Origin of the sequence: Bacteroides luhongzhouii, assembly GCF_009193295.2 — a bacterium.
GTDB classification, from domain to species: domain Bacteria; phylum Bacteroidota; class Bacteroidia; order Bacteroidales; family Bacteroidaceae; genus Bacteroides; species Bacteroides luhongzhouii.
Window position 1 is genome coordinate 2711792 of the sequence record NZ_CP059973.1, and the last position, 22654, is coordinate 2734445.

The 22654-nt window shown below is 37.3% G+C and carries 13 protein-coding genes; all 13 read left to right on the forward strand.

Translation table 11 applies throughout. The features are described 5' to 3' along the window. Position 1 precedes the first annotated feature (1 nt). Complete coding sequence (locus tag GD631_RS09640) at positions 2–1633, forward strand: RagB/SusD family nutrient uptake outer membrane protein (protein WP_143258024.1); 1632 nt, start codon at positions 2–4, stop codon at positions 1631–1633. A gap of 121 nt (positions 1634–1754) precedes the next feature. After that, entirely contained in the window at positions 1755–3866 is a 2112-nt protein-coding gene (locus GD631_RS09645; RefSeq protein ID WP_143258025.1) for a hypothetical protein, read from the forward strand. Positions 3867–3882: 16 nt separating this feature from the next. Next, positions 3883–7146: a DUF4450 domain-containing protein gene (locus GD631_RS09650; protein WP_143258026.1), complete on the forward strand. Its 3264-nt coding sequence runs from the start codon at positions 3883–3885 to the stop codon at positions 7144–7146. Positions 7147–7181: 35 nt separating this feature from the next. Further along, positions 7182–8591 carry a glycoside hydrolase family 28 protein gene (locus tag GD631_RS09655; protein ID WP_185911619.1) on the forward strand — a complete coding sequence of 470 codons (1410 nt, stop codon included), beginning with the start codon at positions 7182–7184 and terminating at the stop codon, positions 8589–8591. Positions 8592–8623: 32 nt separating this feature from the next. Beyond that, positions 8624–9004 (forward strand): hypothetical protein, encoded by a 381-nt coding sequence (locus GD631_RS09660; RefSeq protein WP_004301645.1) that lies wholly within the window; start codon positions 8624–8626, stop codon positions 9002–9004. Positions 9005–9154: 150 nt separating this feature from the next. Beyond that, the gene (locus GD631_RS09665) at positions 9155–10495 is read left to right on the forward strand and encodes a radical SAM/SPASM domain-containing protein (protein ID WP_143258027.1); all 1341 of its coding nucleotides are present in this window, start codon (positions 9155–9157) and stop codon (positions 10493–10495) included. A 23-nt stretch (positions 10496–10518) separates the two neighbouring features. Further along, entirely contained in the window at positions 10519–10761 is a 243-nt protein-coding gene (locus GD631_RS09670; RefSeq protein WP_143258028.1) for a hypothetical protein, read from the forward strand. Positions 10762–10857: 96 nt separating this feature from the next. After that, positions 10858–13170 (forward strand): carboxypeptidase-like regulatory domain-containing protein, encoded by a 2313-nt coding sequence (locus GD631_RS09675; protein ID WP_143258029.1) that lies wholly within the window; start codon positions 10858–10860, stop codon positions 13168–13170. 10 nt (positions 13171–13180) lie between these two features. Then, the gene (locus tag GD631_RS09680) at positions 13181–14374 is read left to right on the forward strand and encodes a zinc metalloprotease (RefSeq protein WP_143258030.1); all 1194 of its coding nucleotides are present in this window, start codon (positions 13181–13183) and stop codon (positions 14372–14374) included. Beyond that, a complete protein-coding gene (locus GD631_RS09685; RefSeq protein WP_223225819.1) occupies positions 14362–16371 on the forward strand; it encodes an O-antigen ligase family protein in 2010 nt (669 codons plus the stop codon). The genes GD631_RS09680 and GD631_RS09685 overlap by 13 nt, the downstream gene beginning before the upstream one ends. A gap of 4 nt (positions 16372–16375) precedes the next feature. Continuing rightward, entirely contained in the window at positions 16376–18304 is a 1929-nt protein-coding gene (locus GD631_RS09690) for a transglutaminase domain-containing protein (RefSeq protein WP_143258032.1), read from the forward strand. A 216-nt stretch (positions 18305–18520) separates the two neighbouring features. Continuing rightward, entirely contained in the window at positions 18521–19315 is a 795-nt protein-coding gene (locus tag GD631_RS09695; protein ID WP_143258033.1) for a DUF4369 domain-containing protein, read from the forward strand. A 739-nt stretch (positions 19316–20054) separates the two neighbouring features. Next, positions 20055–22586 (forward strand): hypothetical protein, encoded by a 2532-nt coding sequence (locus GD631_RS09700; protein ID WP_143258034.1) that lies wholly within the window; start codon positions 20055–20057, stop codon positions 22584–22586. Positions 22587–22654 lie beyond the last annotated feature (68 nt).

Here is a 22654-nt window from a genome sequence, read left to right on the forward strand (position 1 = left end):
GATGATGAAAAAGAATATATTGAAATATGTGTTACTAAGCATGACATTCTTCTTAGGCGCATGCAACGATTTCTTCAATGTCGAGACGAAGAATGTATTAGATCATGACGGATACATCACCGAAGAAAGTGAGATGTATTCGGGGTATATAGGTATTATGACCAAAGTACAAGCCATTGGAGATAAAGTGATCTATTTGACAGATACACGTGGTGAATTGTTGGAACCAACTAAGAACGCTCCCAGTGAGTTGTATAGTATCTACAATTATGATACAGACCTGGCAGGAAATTCGTATGCCGATCCGGCTGCTTATTACGATGTAATTATAGCATGCAATGACTACTTGTCAAAGTTGTATGATTATAAAACAGAAAATCCGGCAGCTATTAATCTGGATCATTATAAAGCTTTGGTTAGTTGTACACTTCGTGTGAAAGCGTGGATATATCTTACATTAGGTAAGATTTATGGAGAGGCTGTCTGGTTTAATGATCCGATTCGTGAGATGAAAGATTTGAATGACTTTCCTGTGAAAAATTTGGATGAGATAGTGGAAGGCTGCCTTGATTTATTAACTAAAGGGTTTGATGGAATAGATGGCACGAATACAATGTCATGGAAAGAATGGCTTGATCCTGATACGGAAACAGCAGAAAGTACATATCGTTATTGGGACTATATGACACCAGAATTCTTTGCATTATATGGAGAGTTATGTTTGTGGCATGGTGACTACCAGAAAACAGTGAATGTTATTTTGAATACAATGAATGCAAAGTTTGCCAGTACGGTGAATGATGCAACACAGTATATGCATAATGTGAAGTTGACAGGTACATATAGTAAGATTTGGGATAATACTAATCCTCAACCACAAGAGACTGTTTCTGCTATTATCTATAATTATCAAGGAAACCAGACTAATAGTTTGTTGAAACATTTTGGGACAGAATCACCCAATGAGTATCTGTTGGCTCCGTCACAGGTAGGAATGGATCGTTATACTGATCCGGATTTTAATCCGCTTGGAGGTGCTACTTTGGATAAGCGTTCTACTTATTATTTTGCGAAAGATAAAAGTGGTAATTATGTTATCCAAAAGTATCGTCCGTCAAATAGCACAGCGCGTACCTATGCTTATCAAGATGATGTGCATATTTATATTTATCGTGGCAGTGAGCTGTATTTCATGTTGGCGGAGGCTCTCAATAATTTGGGACGTGTAACGGAAGCATCGGCATTGATTAATCAGGGAGTGAATGGAAGTTTTCCGAATGGTGGAGTGACATGGGATGGTTTTACAGATGACTGGACCGGAGCTAGTACGTTAGGTACTCGTCGTTATCCGGACCTGGGTATTCGTGGGGCATTTAACTTGGGTAATCGTGAGTTTACACGTGGAGATGCTAGAGCTAATGATGAAGCGATTCTTGATGAAATGATGCTTGAGTTTCCGGCAGAAGGAAAGATTTATCCTACTATGATTCGTATGGCACGTCGCTACAATGATCCAAGTATTATAGCTGATCGTGTTTGTCCGAAATATGCTGATCCGGAAGCTATTCGTGCTAAGATTAATGCAGAAGTTGGTGGAAAAGCAGGTTATTTCGTTCATTGGAATTTAAAATAAAGATCCTCAAATCATCCTTTGGTTTGGATTATTAGGGTGGAGTGACGCGGGTTTTTGAATGAGAATCCGCGTCATTTGTTTCAAATATAAATACTTTTGTAAATAACAATAATAAAGAATCATGAAAACATTCGCAGTATCTATTGCAGCACTTTTTATTTGGACAGCTTGCGGAGATGGAAATCAGCCGATAATTGACCGCGAGGCATTAGTGGAAAGGAATAGTCCTGTTGTGACGGCATTCGATTCATTAGCTTCACTTTCTGTAGGAAATGGAGAGTTTGCTTATACGGTAGACATAACCGGATTACAGACGTTTCCGGACAATTATAAAAAAGGAGTTCCGTTGGGAACGCAGAGCCAGTGGGGTTGGCATAGCTTCGCCAATCCGGACCGGCTTACTTCGGAAGAAACCCTGAAAGAATACGATTTTGGCAGGGGAAAGAAAGAACTTTACGCTACTCAATTCAAAGAAGAAGGCAGACAGCAGGATGCCGCTAATTGGTTTCGTGTCAATCCGCATCGTCTTCATTTAGGAATTGTCGGTTTTGACGTGGAAGAAGGTACGGATATTGAACAGGTAACTGATGTTCATCAGAAACTTTGCTTGTGGGATGGAAAAATCGAAAGCCGGTTTAAATTAAACGGTGAAGATTATCAAGTGGAGACAGTCTGTCATCCTTCTAATGATATGATTGCTGCAAATATTACCTCTAAGGCGCATACCGGGATTTGTTTTCGCTTTCCGTATCCTACGGGCGCTCATTGTGATGATGCATGTAATTGGGAAGCCGTTGATAAACATACAACGACTATTGTTACTCAAAATGAATCTTCCGCAGTTTTGAAACATACTTTAGATAGCACAGAGTATTTCGTAACTTTGTATTGGGAAGGGAAGGCTACTTTCAATGAGAAAGCAAAACATTATTTAGTTCTGACTCCAATGGACGATCATTTAGCTTTTACATGTGCTTTTACTAGTACAGCTCCTTCAACGCAGCCTGTTACTGTAGCACAAACTCAAGAAGAAGCAAAAAACTATTGGAACTCGTTTTGGAAGGAAGGCGCAGCTGTTGACTTTTCGGCATGTACAGACCCACGGGCCAAAGAACTGGAACGACGTGTGGTACTTAGCCAATATTTGCTTGCTATTCAGAGTGCAGGTACTACTCCTCCGCAAGAGACGGGGCTTACCTATAATTCGTGGTTTGGCAAATTTCATCTTGAAATGATCTGGTGGCACGAAGCTCAATTTGCTCTTTGGAATCGTAGCAACTTACTTGACCGTACATTAGGCTGGTATGAAAAGGCTGAACCGATAGCGCGTCAAATAGCCCAAAGACAAGGGTTTGATGGTGTTCGCTGGATGAAAATGACCGATCCTTCAGGAACAGAAGCCCCTTCCAAAGTAGGAAGTTTTCTGATTTGGCAACAACCTCATTTAATTTATTTGGCAGAATTACTTTATCGTGCTGATCCGACTAAAGAAGTATTGGAGAAATATAATCGTTTGGTACAGGAGACTGCAGAATTTATGTACTCTTTTGCTACATACGATGAACTGGAAGGACGTTACGTATTGAAAGGTGCCATTCCTGCACAAGAAACGTTGCGTGCTGCAGAAACAGTTAATCCTCCTTTCGAACTTTCTTACTGGCATTTTGCCATGCAGACCGCCCAACAATGGCGTGAGCGTATGGGACAGCAACGTAGTCTGGAATGGGATGAAATGATCGATAAACTTTCCCCTTTAGCATCTAATAATGAAGGACTTTATCTGGCTGCTGAAACAGCCATAGATACTTATAAAGATATTCGTTATACTTCCGATCACATGGCAGTATTAGGTGCAGTCGGTATTCTTCCGATGAATAAACTTATCCGGGAAGATTATATGAAAAATACATTGCACTGGATTTGGGATAACTGGAATTGGGGTAAAACCTGGGGATGGGATTATCCGATGACGGCTATGAATGCTGCCCGTTTGGGTGAACCGGAAAAGGCCGTCGGAGCTTTACTGATGGATAAACGCACAAACACATACTTGCCGAATGGTCATAATTATCAGGACGGTCGTTTACGTATTTATTTACCGGGTAATGGCGGCTTGCTGACTGCTATTGCGATGATGTGTGCCGGTTGGGACGGATGTACGGAGACTAATCCGGGATTTCCGAAAGATGGAACTTGGAATGTCCGTTGGGAAGGATTGAAGCCATTACCATAATCAAACACAAAAAAATATGAGTTATTTTCATCTGAATCTTATTTTAAAAGGAAAGCTGACTGTTTGTTGCCTCTTGATGTTGTCGGTGATACCATTAAATGCTCAAAGAGAGGCAAAGCAGATCGGTGACTTTAAAGAATCCATCTCCTTGAATGAACATCTGCGAGGTACAAAAAGGACGTTGCAATATCGTCCCGATGGTGATGAGTTTGTTTGTGTCAATGGTAAGAATCGGTATACCCGTGCTTTGTACGGTAGTCACAGTCCCTTCCGGGTAGAAACAAGTGACCGACCGGTTTTTGCTTTTTATAATAACGGACGCGGAGGAAATATAAGTTTCAAAGTCATTCTTCGTGACGGAACAGAATTGGCGCTTGATCGCACCGGGTATTGTGAATCCCGTTATTCGGCTGGAAAACGTACCTATTATTTGACAGACCCGTCTTGGGGAAAAGGAGAACTGCGTATTTCAGTATTGGCATTAGCCGATATGGATGGAGCTATTTGGCGTTTTTCTCCTTCGAATATGCCTAAAGGAGCTATACTTCGTTGGCAACATGGGGGAGCTACCGGAAAACGTTTGAGTCGTAATGGAGATATGGGGGTAGACCCGGCTGATTGCTTCGAACTTCCTGCCGAAGCGACCGACCTTGTCACAGGTGAACTTGCTTTGCAGAAAGAAGTATACTTGGTACGTGGGGAGGTTCCCGAAGGCTATAATGTCCGTAAACTCTATCAACAAGCGGAGGCAGCCTCTTTGGCATTGGCTTCTCATTTGAAGATAGAAACGCCGGACCCTTATTTGAACACGTTGGGTGGTGCATTGGTCGCAGCTGCCGATGGAATTTGGGACGGACAGGTTTGGTTGCACGGTGCTATTGGCTGGCGTATGCCGTTAAGTGGATGGAGGGCCGGATATACTGGTGATGCCTTAGGTTGGCATGACCGGGCACGGACCCATTTTGATGCTTATGCAGCCAGTCAGGTGACTGATGTCCCGAATACAATACCTCATCCGGCACAAGATTCTACAATGAATCTGGCGCGTTCGGAAAAACGTTGGGGAACTCCTCAATATAGTAATGGGTATATTTGCCGGAATCCTGGACGTAACAATCAGATGCACCACTATGACATGAATCTTTGTTACATGGATGAATTGTTATGGCACTTCAACTGGACGGGAGATACTGCGTATGTCCGCAAAATGTGGCCTGTGATTACCCGCCATCTAGCTTGGGAAAAATTAAATTATGATCCGGACAATGATGGTTTATATGATGCATACGCTTGTATTTGGGCAAGTGATGCGCTTTACTACAACAGTGGCGCAGTCACCCATTCGTCGGCTTATAACTACCGTGCCAATAAAATGGCTGCTTTTCTTGCTTCTTTAATAAGCGAAGACCCTTCACCTTATCAGAACGAAGCCGAGCAAATATTGAAAGCGATGAATAAGCGTCTTTGGATGCAGAGCAAAGGTTGTTGGGCGGAATATCAGGATTTTATGGGACATCGCCGGCTTCACGAAAGTCCGGGATTATGGACTATATACCATGCACTTGATAGCGACGTTGCCGATCCTTTTCAAGCATATCAGGCTACACGGTATGTTGATACGGAAATACCACATATCCCCGTGTATGCCGATGGACTGGAAGAGGGATATGCAACGATTGCCACTACCAATTGGTTACCTTATTCCTGGAGTATCAATAATGTGGCTTTCGCAGAGGTGATGCATACAGCTTTGGCTTATTTTCAGGCAGGACGTCCGGAGGAAGCATATCGATTGATGAAAAGTTCATTTCTGGATGGTATGTACTTAGGTAACAGTCCCGGCAATTTGGGGCAAGTCAGCTTTTATGATGCTGCCCGTGGAGAGTGTTATCGTGACTTTGGAGATCCGATAGGGGTAGCTTCCCGATTACTGGTACAGGGGTTGTATGGCATTTTACCCGATGTATTGAGCGGGAAGATGGTGATTCGTCCGGGATTTCCCGCAGGATGGTCAAAAGCTTCTATTTCTTTGCCTGACATAACCTATCACTTTGTCAGTGAGAATGATACAGATATTTACCGGATAGAGCAACGTTTTAAGGCACCTTTGGCATTGACGTTACAAGTGAATGTCGGAAGAGAAAGGATTCATTCTGTGAAAGTAAATGGGAAAGAAGTTGACTGGAGCTTTGCGGAAGCTGCTTCCGGTTATCCGGTGGTTGTTATTCCTGCTTCTTCTGCCAAAAAAGCAATTGTTGAAATTGTGTGGAAAGGAAACTGTCTGAATCCGGTTCTGCCTGAAATACAGGCGGAGGCTTTAGCGGAGATCCGTATTCCATCCATTTTAGGGGCGGTATTCGGTGAAATATATGATCCGCAGGGAGTGCTGATACAACCGAATGTTAGTGATACATCTATAAGAAGTAAGGTTAATGATCATTTGGGGCATCATACATTCTTTGTTCGCATGAAACAAGGACAGATGGAATGGTGGCAGCCTGTAAACGTACAGATTACAAAATCGGAAAAATCACCGGTCATTCTTCCTTTCTCACAGGTAAATACGTCAGAGTGCCGGGTGATGAATATGGATTCTTTGTTCAATGCGAATGTGACTGATATTTTCCGGAATGAGTATCTGACACCCCGTTCGCCTTATACCACTTTACAACTTCCTGTTCAGGGCATTGGCGAGTGGTGTCATCCGAAATTAACTGCTGATATTGATGATACAGGTTTGCGTGCCTTGGTACGTGATGAAATGCTGACTACCAAACTGGGTGTGCCATTCCGAACATTGGCTCAAGGAAGCAATATTGCTTTTACTTCGTTGTGGGATAATTATCCCGACAGTTTAAGTATTCCGCTTTCCGGTCGGGCTTCTCATGCCTATTTAATGATGGCAGGCAGTACCAATCACATGCAGTGTCGCATTGCTAATGGTATTGTTCGTGTATACTATACAGATGGAACTTCTGATGTATTGGAATTAGTGAATCCGGATAACTGGTGTCCTATTGAGCAGGATTTCTATGTTGATGGTCAGGCATTCACCGTTGTTTCTCCCCGTCCTTATCGCATTCATTTTAAGACGGGTTTGGTTAGCAATGACTTGGGAAAAGACTTAGGAATAAAGGGTGTTTATGGACGTTCCATTGAGGGGGGAGCGGGCATACTTTTGGATATGCCTCTGAATCCTTCCAAAGAGTTAAGTCATCTGACGTTGGAAACACTTTCAAACGATGTTGTTATCGGTCTGATGGGAGTTACATTGCAATAAAATAAAAATAACATATTAATAAAAGGATAAGAATTATGATGAGAAGAACTATTAATTTACTACTGATGTTGCTTTTTGTGGCAGAGGTAACATTTGCGAATACTGTTGATTTTGATAAAGCATTTAAAGAAAGCGCCCGTATCGAAAAACAGATTAAACGGACCTCTTTTCCGAAACGAACATTCCTTATAACTGATTTTGGAGCAAAAACGGATGATGAGGCTAATCCTTGCCATGAAGCCATTAATCAGGCTATTCTACAGTGCAGTCTGTCAGGAGGTGGCACAGTAATTGTTTCTAAAGGCACTTTTTATACCGGACCTATTACTTTAAAGAGCAATGTGAATTTCCATCTCGAAGAGGGAGCTGTTTTGAAATTCTCTACAGATCAAAGCCTTTATTTTCCGGCTGTTTTAACCCGTTGGGAAGGAATTGATTGCTATAATGCTCACCCCTTGATTTATGCTTATGGTGAAAGCAATATTGCCATAACCGGAAAAGGCATTATTGACGGACAAGGTAGCATGGAAACTTGGTGGCCGATGTGTGGAGCCGTAAAGTATGGTTGGAAAGAAGGCATGGTGGCTCAACGCAATGGAGGTCGTGAACGTCTGTTGATGTATGGTGAAACATCTACTCCTGTTTACAAACGTCTGATGAAGCCGGAAGATGGCATGCGTCCGCAGCTATTGAACTTACATTCCTGCCACACCATCTTGATTGAAGGTGTTACTTTGTTAAATTCTCCATTCTGGGTGATTCATCCTCTTTTCTGCGAGAGCTTGATTGTTAGCGGAGTGACTGTTTTCAATCGTGGACCTAACGGAGACGGATGTGATCCTGAATCTTGTAAGAATGTGTTGATTGAGAATTGTACATTTGATACGGGTGATGATTGTATTGCCATTAAATCAGGACGTAATGAAGACGGACGTAAATGGAATATTCCCAGTGAGAACATTATCGTACGTGGTTGCATGATGAGGAATGGACATGGAGGAGTAGTGATTGGCAGTGAGATTTCCGGTGGTTACCGTAATTTGTTTGTAGAAGATTGCCGGATGGATAGCCCGAATCTGGATCGTGTCATTCGTATTAAGACGAGCACTTGCCGTGGAGGACTTATAGAAAATGTATATGTGCGTAATGTAACGGTAGGACAATGTCGTGAAGCTGTACTTCGCATCAATCTGCAATACGAGAACCGGGAGAAATGTAAGAGAGGGTTTGACCCGATTGTCCGTAATGTGCATTTGAAGAATGTAACTTGTGAGAAGAGTAAATTGGGTGTGCTTATTATAGGGCTGGAGGATGATAAACATGTATATAACATCAGTGTAGAGGATTCTCATTTTAATAATGTAGCCAAAGGAGCAAATGATATTAAAGGGGCGAAAGATGTTACTTTCAAGAATCTTTATATCAATGGTGAATTGGTGAAATAGAAGATTATTGTAGTAAATCAGAATATCCGAATATGAATGAAAAAGAAGATTTAGAAGAACTCCAATGTTTTGTTTCAAATATACAGAATGATTGGAAAACAGCTTATGATGCACAAATTTATATCACATCTCTGTCTGTAATAAGTAATCATGATTGGAATAAATTAGAACTTTGGATAAATCTTCATCAGGATGGTTTTATCTATAAGTTAAGACATTATTATCCTGCACTTTCGGAAGACGATATACATATCATTCTTTTATTACGTATTGATTTTAATAATGCTCAAATTTCAGAGTTGTTTCATGTTTTAGAGAGTTCTTTTAGAATACGGCGTAGTAGATTGAAGAAAAAAATGAATGTTGCTTGTGAATCTATTACAGATTTTGTCAAATCATTGTATTTAGAATAATTCTCTTTTTTATAGTAAAACCATATATGAATGTGTGTATAAGTAAATGTATACGCATTTGTATATGGTTAATATTTTTCTCTTAACTTAGAAATGTATTCTTTTGCAACAAATTATCATTGAAAAACATTTTTCATTCATACTAATATTATGGAAAAATACAGATTATCATCGTATGCAATATCGATAGAATTAGAAAGTGAACCTGACGATAGCCTATTAATACATGGCTATACCGGTGCTATAGATTTAATAGATAAGTCCATAGTAAGGTTTCTGATAGAAAATCCTTATTTTGATAGGGCTGTGCTACCTTGTGAAGAAAGTACAAAAGATGCTCTTGAAAAAAGAGGATATATCACTTTACAAACAGAAGATGAAGAAAAAGAATACTTTAAACGTTTAGCAACAGCACTTTTTAGAAAAGAAAGTATGCTACGTAAAGGTTTTACTTTTCTAATTACCTATGATTGTAACTTTCGTTGTCCTTATTGCTTTGAAAAAGATATTCAGAAAGATGGAACAGCATTCACCAAAGAGATGGTAGATAAAGCCTATCAAGCTATATTACAGATAGCACCAGACGAAAGACTACGCTCAAGGTCAATAACCTTGTATGGCGGTGAGCCTTTATTAAAGAGAAATAAGAATATTATATCTTATATTATTGAACAGGGTAAAGAATTAGGATTTAAGTTTTCTGCTATCTCTAATGGTTATGACCTGAAATATTATGAAGATCTTCTCTCGCCGGAAGATATTAGCTTTATTCAGATAACGATAGACGGCATTAGAGAACGTCATAATCAACGTCGTATTCATTATCAAGGATACCCTACATTTGATACGATTGTAGAAAATATTGGAATTGCTTTGAATAAAGGAGTTGCTATTTCAGTTAGAGTGAATGCTGATCGAAACAATATAGAAGATTTAGAGGGATTACAAACGATTTTTTGTGATTTGGGCTATACAGAGAACCCTTTATTTTCTATAAACTCTGCATTATTAAGAAATTATTCCGATAGTACAGAAAAAGCCTATCAATACTTCTCACAGAAAGATTTTATAGAATGGCATAAAAAACATGGCTTGGAATCTACTTGCCAAGATTATGGAGTATATCGTAGAATTCATGCAGCGATAAAACAAGGTAAACCTCTATCTTTTCGTTCTACTTTTTGTAGTGCTCAAACGGGTGGATTTGTGTTTGATCCATTTGGTAGAATTTATACATGCTGGGAGACTGTGAATCAAAAAGAACATTGTATAGGTAATTATTCTTTGAATAATGATATTGTTTGGAATGAGCAAGTCGAAGAACGTTGGAGAAAGACCTATCTTTTGGAGAATGCTATATGCGCAAGCTGTAAATACGCATTACTGTGTGGCGGTGGATGTCCGGCACAAAACTTACAGAAACATCGTTGTACGCATATGGAGGATATAGTTCATAATGCTGCGAATAAGGCTTATTTAAGCATTAAATAAAATATTAATTAAAATTTATTTTTATGGAACAAAATGAGAAAAAAGAACTACGTTCTTTGAATGTAGAGTTGCCAACTCTTTATGTTGAAGAATTGGAACAGCGGTTAGAAACCGATCCGTTGGCTATCGGTGGATTACTATCTGGAGATTTTGATGGAGTTGAAGCATATTCTTGTGATAAAGATTGCGATGAATTTACTTGTGGCGTTCATTGCGAAGACCATTGTGGAAGCCATTGTGGTTCTTATACTTGTGGCGTAAATTAAGGTCACAGTAAATAAGCTTAATTTTAGTATGTTCTCTTGATTAGTTTGAGAGAACATACTAAATATGAAAGCTTTTGATTTTAGAATTTGAATAGCATGAGAAAATATATACTTTTATTTTGTATGGTAATCTTTTCTATTTCACTATTTGCACAACTGAAAATACAGGGGCATCTGATAGATGAAAAGAAACAAGATTTGATAGCGGCAACTATACGCTGCTATATAAATGATACGCTTTTAGTGATAGGAGGAGTTACAAATAGTAAAGGAGAATTTGAACTCAAACTTCCGTGTACAGAGCAAAAATACAAGTTGTTAATTAGTTATTTAGGTTATAAAGAAACTACTCTAGTCCTGAATCCGACCAAAGAAACTCTGATTCGTTTAGGAGAAATAATGATGGATAAGACAGTGGTACAGATACAGGAAGTTACTGTTCTAGCCCAAAACCGGATAAATACTGAAGACAAAATAATGGTATTCCCTACTCGCGAGCAGTTACGACATTCTTATGACGGATATAGTGCTTTGCGCATGTTAATGATTCCAGGGCTGGAAGCTGACCCGCGAAGTGCAACTATCTCTTATCATAGAGAAAGCGTACTATTGTGTATTGACGGACATGAGGCAACACGGGAAGAGGTGCAGAATCTAAACCCAAAAGATATTAAACGTGTAGATTTTTATTCTCAAGGTCGTCCCGATTACCCAGAAGCTTCTACTATATTAGATTATATACTTAAAGAACGGGATTACTTAGGAACAATCGCTTTAAACGCAAGGCATCAATTGAACAAACCAACAGGAAGTGGACGAGGAACTGCCCAGTATTTTGAAGGAAAATCAGAATGGGCAGTTTCAGTATCAGACAGTTATACTCATTTTAGAAATCATGACGAGGGATATACTGAAACCCTTTATCATTTCCCTAACGAAACCATTGTCCGGACAGATGATGAACTACCCTCATTGGATAATAACAACAATTTAAAAACTTATCTGAACTATATATATAAAGATAAGTTGCAAACATTTTATTCTTCTTTACGGATGAATAGGAGTATGTCCGAAAATGACAACTGGAACCGACAACGATATAATAATACATCTGCTGTTCTCGTGAAGCAAGAATATAAACATTCTGTTAGGTTGAATCCGGCTTTACAATTACGCTATAATCGTACTCTTCCCAAAAGGCAGGGACTTCGACTTGAGTTGTATGGAAGTTATGGAAACAACGATTACAATCGGTGGTATGAGCAGTGTACAGATGAAGTTGTCATGTCTTCTTATGCCAATGCTACTGCCGAAGATAGTTGGTATGGAAAACTTAATTGTAACTATAGTAAAAGTTTTAAAAATAAATCATCCGTCAATTTGACTCTAAATCAGAATTTTACGCATACGAACAACTTAAATACAAAAGAGGGGAAAAATTCGGAGATCTTTTTAAATAAAGGTAATACCAGTTTTTATGCTACATATAATTATCGCATTAAGAAGAAATTTAATCTACAAGCTAGCATTGCTGAACATTTATCGTATACAACGACGAATGGAAATCATGTGTTCAGTTCTTTTTTCATACCTTCATTGAAACTCTCCTATCTTCATAAGGGACATTCGTTGAAGTTGACAGGAACTGTCCGCAGCACAGAAACCAGTATTTCAAATCGTACCAATTATGAATATAGAAGAAATGAGTACGAGATGTTTGTAGGAAACCCAGAATTAAAAGACTATTTGTTATATAATGCAGGATTGAATTATACTTGGACTGTAAATTCAAAATGGACAATACTTTCTTATGCTAGTTTGTACACAAGTAATCAACAAGCTTATGGATTATATTATTATGATGACAAACGAAAAATGTTTGTATATCAAAATTTTAATGGAGGGAAATGCGTGCAACAGCATTACGAGTTGGGTATACAATACGATCTTATTCCTCAAACCTTTAGTATTAGAACGGTACTAATTTATGATAATGCAAATGTAACATTATGGAAAGAGCTTATTCATAATGATCTGTGGGGTACTTGTTCTCTTTACTACATGCGAAATGGTTGGAGTTTCGATATAAGATATATGTCACCTGTAAATTTTATGAATTATGATTCTGGGCTTAAAGGGCACTTACCCGGCAAGCTGGGATTCGGTGGAAGTTATAGCATTAATAACTGGAATATTGATTTACATATGCAAACACCGTATAAGGCAGTATCTAAGGGATGCCTTCAGCAAATTGGCTATGAAAGAAGAAGTGAAAGCCGAACACCTCGCGTCAGCGATCATGTGATTAGCTTATCGGTAAATTATCGTTTCACTTTTGGAAAGAAAAAACATAAATTCGATAACTCGGTTATACAAGATACGAATCAGTCAATTATATCAAGCGATTAAAACGAAGCAAATGAATTTACAAGAGATAGAAATCCGGCCATTTTCAACTTCTTCCCTTCATGAAACCTTTCTTATGGAGGTTTCGGGACGTTTCTTTGAAATAGGTAAAGATGTGGCTGAACTTCTGACCTACTTTAAATGTAACGGTTGTGAAGAAGCAAGTATTGAAGAATATTCTAAACAAAATGGAAAGTTTTCGAAAGAGGAGATTTTGACGTTTTTAAATGATTTTGCTAAGAAGTTGGAAAAAGAGAGCGAACTTCCTAACAAAAGAAAGTCTTTTCTGTATAATAGAGAACTCATATCAGCGAATGTCATCAACAAATGTTCCTCGTTGTTAGCTCCTTTATTTAATAAATGGTTCATATTGTTCGTCATATTATTTTTTATAGCTTTGGATGTTCTCTACTTTATAGAATACAGTACAATAGGTAAAGAACACCTAAATTTGAATATTTATATTTTAAGCGGATTACTATTCTTTTTTATTCTTTCTTCTCTTTTTCACGAGTTAGGACATGCTTCAGCTTGTCGCTATTTTGATATTTCTCATGGAGGGATCGGGCTTGGATTGTACATTAATATACCAGTCTTTTATACAGATGTATCAAGCGTCTGGAAACTTCCAAGAAAAAAAAGATGTATTGTTAATGTTGGAGGAGTCTATTTCCAGATATTACTTTTGATTCCATTTTTGGTAATTTATTTATATTCTCAAAGTAGTTTATTGAGCTATATCATATTGATTATGAATTTCAATTTCCTACTCACACTAAATCCATTCTTTAAATTCGATGGATATTGGATTATGACAGATGTTTTAGGTGTTGCCAATTTACGTCAAAAAGGAAAAGAATGGATGCTGTATATGATAAACAAATTTAGGCATAAAAATACTAATAAAGTTCCTTACTTAATGTCACTCTCCAAAGGAGCAAAAATAGCATTGGTTATCTATACAATAGTGGTAAACTTCTTTTTCGGATTTTATTTCTTGTACATGCTACCACTTTTTTTTATCAGATTCTATCATACTTTCCCTGAAAGGATTGAACTATTATTAATGAATCTGTCATATCATCAAATGCCAAATTGGGGGAATCTGCAACAGTGTATTTTACAAATAGTGTTTTTGTTTTTCTTTCTTTATATGCTGTATAGAATGTTGAGTCCGTTATTAAGAAAAATAATATGGAAAAAATAATGAATAGAATAGCTTGTTGTTTGTTGGTTTTTATGTTTCTTATGCGTTTTTTCTACGTACAAGATCCATACTTTATCTGTACTTTTCTTTTGGTTATTTGCCTTACTGTCTGTTTAACTAGGCAAATGATAAAACTGACTATCATTGATTTATGTTTGCTCCTTTTATGGGCATATATAGGGATAGGACCTACTGTTAATTTCGCAGGGAGTGCGTATTCTTTTATTACACTCACATCAAATATCCTGTATTACTTTCTTTTGAGGTATATTATCACATACGATAAGAAAGGAGAACAGTCATTGCTATCATCATTTACCGTTTGTATTGCTGTCTTATCCGCATTAGCCTTTTATTCTTTTTATCTTTTCTGTGTGTCAGTGCATGAAATGGGTTTTAGTTCTCTTTATGATTTCAGATTTTTATATAAACCATTGGGAGTACCCAATAATGAATGGAGTAGCCTTCAATGGTTGTTTGGCGGGATTATAACGGCTGTCTATATTTATAGTGAGAATAAAATAATAAAAGGTATAGCTTTACTATCAGGTGCAATAATCTTATGTTTGGCTTTGGTTTCATTCTCACGAGGTATTTATCTTGCAGGTATTGTTTTCATCATATTGTTAATTGTGCTGGAACGTAGGAAACTATTCGAAAGGAAAAAGATAATTATTGGTGAAGGTTATTGTTTGTTAGTACTAGTTGTTGTTTGCCTTTATTCTACAGAAATAAAAAAAACACTTCATGGAAATGAGACTGTATCCCAACAGCGTAGTACGAAAAGCCGAATAAATACCTTCCAATTAACAACGGATGTCTTGAAAGAATATCCTTTTGGAGTGGGACTCAACAATTACACATTGGCAAAGGACTATTATTTGCATGGAGAAAAAAGGGTTGACTCTTATACTTCATACGCTGCGAATTCATTTTTTAAGATAGGCATTGAAGGCGGATATGCCGGTCTGATATTTTATATATTATTTCTTTTATCCATAGTTTACTACTTAGTGAAGGCGAAGAAGCGTAATTTGTGGCTATTATTTCTTTTTCTGTTCGCCTTTTTTCTTCGGGAACAAACATTTTCTACATTCTTTGATTCCAGTAGTGTCCGATTATCAGCTTTGATATTAATCGCTTTCCTGCAAAAAGAAGAAATAGTGATTGTGCAACGATCGAATATAAAGATTTTAGCTGCTATACCTTGTTTGGCATGGATATGTGTATTTTATATTTTTAGATATAATTGTAACGTTAATCATGATGTTGCAAGATTAGTTAATCAGTCTATGGCTTATCGAAAGGCTAATATACCAAAGGCGTTGACATGTATAAAGCAAGCCCAATTAAAAAATCCCTTAGATGTTCATCTGGCTTATTATGAATATTGCTGGTCAGAAAAAGAAAATGCAGTTCACAACGAAGATAAACTTAGAAAAATGACGGAACTCTATCCTGACAAATTATTGTTCCGGTGGACACTATATGAGCAATATAAACAACAGCATCAGTTAGAGAACGCTGCAACTGAATTAAGATCTTGTATCTTACAAAATCCTCGAATTCTTGGGACTTCTTTTTGGAAAGAACTTAATGAACAAGAACCTGGATTCGCAGAGCTGGTAGTAGGCAGATTATTAAAAGAAAAACAGGAAAAGCCTTTAAATGTAATAGAATTAGCTAAATGGGGAAGTATAGCTTTACAATTAGGAAAAAACGATTTAGCACTGTCCTATTTGAATGAAGTTAGCAAACAATTACCCAACCTATCCCGGGTATGGTTTAATTTAGCTTCCATATTGGAGAAAGAGGGAAAATTAGAACAAGCTAGTCTGTACCGACAAAGAGGGAGTATAATGGAATTAGGTGTTTTTTCTAAAGACAGAAGTTATATGCCTCCCGTAGAGCAAGATATAAATAAAATAATCAATGAGCAATACTCTTTTTTATTTAATCTGTGGTATAATGAAAATTTGAAGAATGAAATAGAATAAAGATATGAAAGCGTTGATGAAAATAAGTTTTTTGCTTCTCGGCGTTACTGTTATTTGCTGGGGAGTATATTTCTACTCTGGAAATAGGATTATCACACGGAAAGTTTTAGCACATTATCAAAATGATTCATTGAAATTAGCGGCAGCAACATTATTGTTGGATAATATAGGTGACAAATTTGCTTATTGTAAAGAGGATATTGAACGTTATGACACGATTTTTGCACTTTATGATGAATTAAATAAAAAAGGAGAAACCTCATCAGAACCAGAACTGGCAAAAAAATGTTGGCATACCTTAATTCAGACTTATGGGAAAATGAAACCTTCACTATTTGAACGTGAATATGATAGGAAAACTTTATCTGCATCTTTTTTAATAGATAATATTGATGTGGCTTTTGAAGCATGGCAAACAGCCCCTAATTTTATCACGCGTGATTTTAATCTATTCTGCAGATACGTATTGCCTTATCGGGTTGGCAATGAGCCAATAGAGCCGGAGCGAAGAAAACAATTCGAGGAATTGCGTTCTCTAAGAGATTCTATGTTTGACGAAAGTCGGATTATAAAAGATCTATATCACGAATTTGTCAAAGTACGTAAATACCAAAATAGTAAGCAAATGTGGAATTATGCGATATCTTTAACTAAATCTCAATTAGAAAAAACTCGTAGAGGATCATGTCGTCATTTTTGTGAGTATTATGTGGCAGCTTTACGTGCTTGTGGCATTCCTGCAACAATAGATTATGTTAATTGTTGGGGGAACAGAGCTGGTGGACATGAATGGGTGGCAGTTCTAAAGGATAGTGGAGCATTTCTTGCTTTTGACGCATTAGATCGAAAGAAAATGAAATTGGCTTATAAACCAGCAAAAATTTATCGGCAAACTTTTGAAACACAGGTTATTGATGGGGATGCGAGAAAATATGTTCCTGACTATATGCTAAATCCAAATCGCATGGATGTCTCACATCTTTATTTTAATACCTATGATGTGGAGATAAAGGGCAGTGATATGAAACAATATAAGAACTATCCATATGGGGTTATTTGTGTGTTTGATAATAAGAAATGGGTACCTGTTGATTTTGGTAAGGTGACTGATGGGGTATTTCATTTTCAAAATATGATAGGCGATGTATGTTATATGGCTGGTTTTTATGTTAATGGAACTTTTATTTCGGCTACAGAGCCGTTTGTTCTAACCAAAAGTGGTGAAGTAAAATTGATTCAATGTTACACAAAAAATCATGTAGATATGCGGTTGGTTCGTAAATACCCGAAATTCACACGCATTTCTTCTTTTAGGAAAGGACTATTGGGCTCTAAAATAGAAGTATCAGATGATAGAGAATTCTCTTCAGGCAGGACTTTGATAACAATTGATGAATTAGGGAATGAAGATATTTTTGATTCAACCGTAACAGTGAATAGACCATACAGGTATGTGCGATTAGTTTTTGATGAACAGAAAGAAGGTAATTTGGCTGAAATAGAATTTTATGGGAAGAAGAGAGGGACAAATGTTGAAGTTCTATTGACAGGTGGATTTAGCGGAGAACCAATAAAGCAAACTAAAACAAATTGGACGATGGCTTTGGATCGGAGTTTTGATACTTATTTTAAGAAGAATAAAGGAGAAAAAGGTAATATTTGTTTAGATTTAGGAAAGGATAATTCATATGAGATAACGCGCGTAAGATATGTTCCTCAAACAGATTCTAACTTTATAGTTCCGGGAAATCAATATCGTTTGGAATATTGGGACAATTCTTCTTGGAAATTTTTTGGAGAACAGATTGCTACCGATTTTAGTTTAAATTTTTCAAATGTACCTGCTGGCCGATTATATATTTTACATAATCTAACCAATGGTGTGGAGGAGAGAATTTTTACTTATGAAGATGGTAAACAAGTGTGGTGGTAAGCTTTATCTGTTATTAAAAATGAATGTTATTTATGAAACGATTATTGACTTTATTAAATCGTTGCGTTTAAAATGATCTTTCTTTAAAAGCCGTATACAAAGTGTGTATATTTACCAATGTATACACATTTGTATACGGTTAATGTTTTTATATTAATCTATTAATGGTTTTCTTTGTTACAACGTGAATGATAAACTTTTATTTGGACTAATATTATGATAAAACATCTATTCTTTTTTATTTTCGTATCTATGCTACATCTATCTTATGGACAAAAAAGATACACAATCAGAGGTGAATTTCCTGATCATTCTTTGGATAATGAATATGTATTGCTATATGATTTCTCATCTCTTCAAGGTGAATATGAACGTTCAAAGCAAGCATTCATTGACAGTATATTGGTGGTCGATAAAGTGTTTTATTATGAAGGGACGATCAATCAAGAACCTTTTTTAGCATTAGTTCTTTGTAGTAAAAGCAGATATCTTAAATATAGCACAACTTTTATAGTAGAACCTGGCAATATTCAGATGCGCGTTGTTGACTGGGCAAGTGATGGTGACGTGTCAGGTACTTCTATTAACGACGATTACAACAAATATATTATTGAACGGGGGAAACTAATTGGTAAGACGCGTTCTTTAAGAACTAAACGAGAAGATACAATAAAAAGTGATACTCTAAAAGATAATAAATGTATATCTTTAAGTGAGGTATACACATATGCCGAGGAAGGGAAATTTATTTTCTTAGAGAAATATGCTATGTATCCAAATGTTGTACGATATTGGTTATCTTTCTATTTGAATGGGCGAAGAGCGTCAAAGAGTCCTGCTTTCTCCAAATGCCTGCATATTCTCAATTTAATGCCCAAAGCGGATCGGGACATCCTTTTGGCTTGGCGGGACTATACTATTAAAAAGGAGGAGTATAGAGAAAAGACTAAATCTCTGTTGGATAGTATACATAATAATGCCCCTCGTTTCATCGAGGCTATTTCAAAATAGCTCTCCTTAATATGAAGTTTGGGTGTAGTTGCTCTTTTGAAATTTAGTTGGAAAGTTCATAATGGTGCACAAAGGAATTAAATAGTGATTAACGGATTAGTAATTAATCGGTGCGGTTTTTAATTATTACAGAATAGAATGGATTTTCTCATCGGATATTTATTTTCAATCTTTCTATGTCTTCTTTCACCTTTTCTCTGTCTCTTCGATGAATAAGGAGTTTGCGGGTGAAGGGTAACAACTTCACCACCTCTTCACCTGTGGCGATTAGTTTCAAAAATAGTTTCACTGCTTGAAACTATTCGTTTCTCGGTGTGAAACACTTCGTTTCAAAGCATGAAACACTTTGTTTCTCGGCGTGAAACTTTTAGTTTCAAATAGGGTTGAAACTAATTACGAAATAGCTTTACTAATCTTGTTCAATGGTTAAATCAGGAAGCAGCCATTTGATTTGATTCACGATGAAGAGAAGGTGAAAGACCGACTATTCACCTGCAAACTCCTTATTTATCGAAGAAACAGAGAAAAGTGAAGGAGATGGAAGAATTGACCATGTTATAGAGAAAAGCATTGAATTGTTCAAAACCGTACCGATTATGAACCAATGCAAATCATAGGTCAGTATATGGAAAAAATGACATAAATATGGATAATAATCCTTGTCTCGAAATAGCCTGCTAAGTTTTTTGTATTCATTATTCCTTTTGGCTAGTTTTGCTTGTGTAAATCTTAAAAAGTCATGAAACACATAACTAAAATAAAAGCAATTTTCGCTATTTTACTATTATATATTATAATAGTTCCACCATTATACGCCCAATCTATAAGTGTCCGTTCATTACCTGGCTATGTAAAAGCGATAAATCAATTCAACCAACTGAACCCTCAAGAAAAGGTGTATCTTCATTTTGACAATACCGGATATTATTTGGGTGATACTATCTGGTTTAAGGCTTATGCGGTATTTGCAGAGCAACTTCGTCCCACCACTTTAAGCAAAGTGTTACATGTAGAGCTGTTGACTCCACAAGGAATGGTAGTGGATGACCGCCAATTAAAGCTTGAAAATGGCGAATGTCATGGTGAATTTGCCTTGAGTTCCCGTTATCATAGTGGTTTCTATGAAGTTCGTGTTTACACTCGAAGTCTGTTGAATTTTGGTGACGATTGTATTTTTTCTCGTGTATTTCCTGTTTATGATTCTCCGGAAATAGAAGGGCATTATACTGATCGGAAGATGAATAGTGGTTTTGGCTTGAAAGACGAACGTAAAAAGACCACAAAAGCTAAGAAAGTCAACCTTTCCTTTTATCCTGAAGGAGGAAATGCTGTGGTTGGGTTACGTTCGAGAATCGGTTTCAAAGCTACAGGAGAGAATGGAGAAGATTTGAATATAACAGGTGCGGTATATGATTCTTCCGGTGAACTGGTTTCATATTTCTCCACTTATCACCAAGGTATGGGATTTTTTGAAATGATTCCTGATAAGACTACATATAAAATTGTAGCCGATTATGATGGAAAGAAATATGACTTTTCTTTTTCAAACATTATTCCTTCAGGATATGTGATGCGTGTGACAGATTTGGATGCAGAAACTTATCAGGTACATCTGCAAAAATCTCCGGACTTGCCGGCTGATACTTTAGCCGTTTCTGTATCATGTCGTGGTACAGTTTATTCAGCAGAAGCTTTAGTTTTGGGTGATAAACCTTATATTTATCAATTGGATAAAGGAAAACTTCCTGCCGGTTGCCTTCAATTTACTCTTTATAATCAGGATGGTAAAATTCTGGCAGACCGTTTGGCTTTTAATCGTGCTCCGTTAGAATATTGCCGTGTTGCGGTGGAGGCGGATAAACCTTTCTATAAACCTTTAGAAAAGGTGAGACTATCACTCGCTGTGAAAGATTTGTCCGGTAATCCTGTATCAGGCAGCTTTTCATTGTCTGTGCGTGATGCCGGCACAGAAATTCATACTGGTTATCATGAGAATATCCTGACAAACTTGTTGCTCTCTTCTGAAATACGAGGTTACATCGCTCATCCGATGCAATATTTCGGGACGGACGACCGTAGTAATCGTATGAAGTTGGACTTGTTGATGATGGTACAGGGGTGGCGCCGTTACAATTGGCAGGTGATGGCGGGGGTATCTCCTTTTCATGTGGCACATTATGCTGAAGAGGGTTTACCAGTGAGTGGTGTAGTGAAATCTTTACTCAAGAATAGGGTGGAAGCGAATGTGGATGTTGTATTTTGGATTGTTAAGGATAGTGCTTCTTTCCATGGTCATTGCAAAACTGACAAAAAAGGGCGTTTCCATTTCCTGTTGCCGGATCATGCGGCAGTAGACGGTGAATGGCAGCTGGCTCTTTCTGTGACTTCGAAAGGCAAACCGAAACATTGCAGGATTATGCTCGACCGCCTTTTTAGTCCGGAAGCCCGCAGTTATTCTATTTCGGACTTTCAGGTGAAGGATACGGTTATTGTTTTTGCAGATACTTCAGATAGTCTGGCCAATAGTAATGTTTTAGGTATGATACAGAATCTTCCCCAAGTGGTGATAAAGAAAAAACAGATAAAGAATGAGATATTTCCGGATTTGGTTTGTAATGTGGAAAAGGATATTAGTAGGCTGATGGATCAAGGGAAGGATTATCCAGGAACATTGGGGGAATATATGGAAAGAAATATTTCTGCGGTAAACATGGTAGATACTGCGTATACGTATGCTAATAGTGCTATTTGTTATATTTTAGATGGTGGAGGTTCTGTTAATCCGCGAAAGGGCATCGGTGCTTCCGATCATCCGATAGAGAATATAAAAACAATAGAAGTGTATGATGGAAATCTTCGGGCTTGGATAGTGAGAAACATAGATAGTAATTATGGCTATTATCCTCCGAGTGATCCAACATCAGATTTTTATAGTATGAGACATTTATATGATGCTGTTTTTCAGGCTAACCAAAGGCTGGTATTATTCATCGTCCGTTTATATAACGATGTGTTGCATGACAAGTATAAGAAGGGAATGCGTTATACTTTTTTCAAAGCCTTTTCTCCTGTAAGAGAATTCTATCAGGTAAATCATAGTAATAGTGTTCCGGGAGATATAGATTTTCGTCGAACTTTGTATTGGAATCCTGATGTGAGGACTGATAATAATGGAAAAGTGAACGTTAGTTTTTATAATAATGCTACTTGTCGACAAATGACGATCAATGCAGAGGGGATAAATCGTGGGAAGTGTATTATTAAAGAATAAATTTATATGGAGATTTTACTTTTCATAGTGTTACATTCTATGTTGCAGTGCAAAAGATGTATCTTTGT

Coding starts and splice junctions, on each gene's coding strand:
- GD631_RS09645 (WP_143258025.1), top strand. CDS start 1,755: ATGAAAACATTCGCAGTATCTATTGCAGCACTTTTTATTTGGACAGCT.
- GD631_RS09660 (WP_004301645.1), top strand. CDS start 8,624: ATGAATGAAAAAGAAGATTTAGAAGAACTCCAATGTTTTGTTTCAAAT.
- GD631_RS09655 (WP_185911619.1), top strand. CDS start 7,182: ATGATGAGAAGAACTATTAATTTACTACTGATGTTGCTTTTTGTGGCA.
- GD631_RS09695 (WP_143258033.1), top strand. CDS start 18,521: ATGATAAAACATCTATTCTTTTTTATTTTCGTATCTATGCTACATCTA.
- GD631_RS09680 (WP_143258030.1), top strand. CDS start 13,181: ATGAATTTACAAGAGATAGAAATCCGGCCATTTTCAACTTCTTCCCTT.
- GD631_RS09700 (WP_143258034.1), top strand. CDS start 20,055: ATGAAACACATAACTAAAATAAAAGCAATTTTCGCTATTTTACTATTA.
- GD631_RS09690 (WP_143258032.1), top strand. CDS start 16,376: ATGAAAGCGTTGATGAAAATAAGTTTTTTGCTTCTCGGCGTTACTGTT.
- GD631_RS09670 (WP_143258028.1), top strand. CDS start 10,519: ATGGAACAAAATGAGAAAAAAGAACTACGTTCTTTGAATGTAGAGTTG.
- GD631_RS09640 (WP_143258024.1), top strand. CDS start 2: ATGATGAAAAAGAATATATTGAAATATGTGTTACTAAGCATGACATTC.
- GD631_RS09665 (WP_143258027.1), top strand. CDS start 9,155: ATGGAAAAATACAGATTATCATCGTATGCAATATCGATAGAATTAGAA.
- GD631_RS09650 (WP_143258026.1), top strand. CDS start 3,883: ATGAGTTATTTTCATCTGAATCTTATTTTAAAAGGAAAGCTGACTGTT.
- GD631_RS09685 (WP_223225819.1), top strand. CDS start 14,362: ATGGAAAAAATAATGAATAGAATAGCTTGTTGTTTGTTGGTTTTTATG.
- GD631_RS09675 (WP_143258029.1), top strand. CDS start 10,858: ATGAGAAAATATATACTTTTATTTTGTATGGTAATCTTTTCTATTTCA.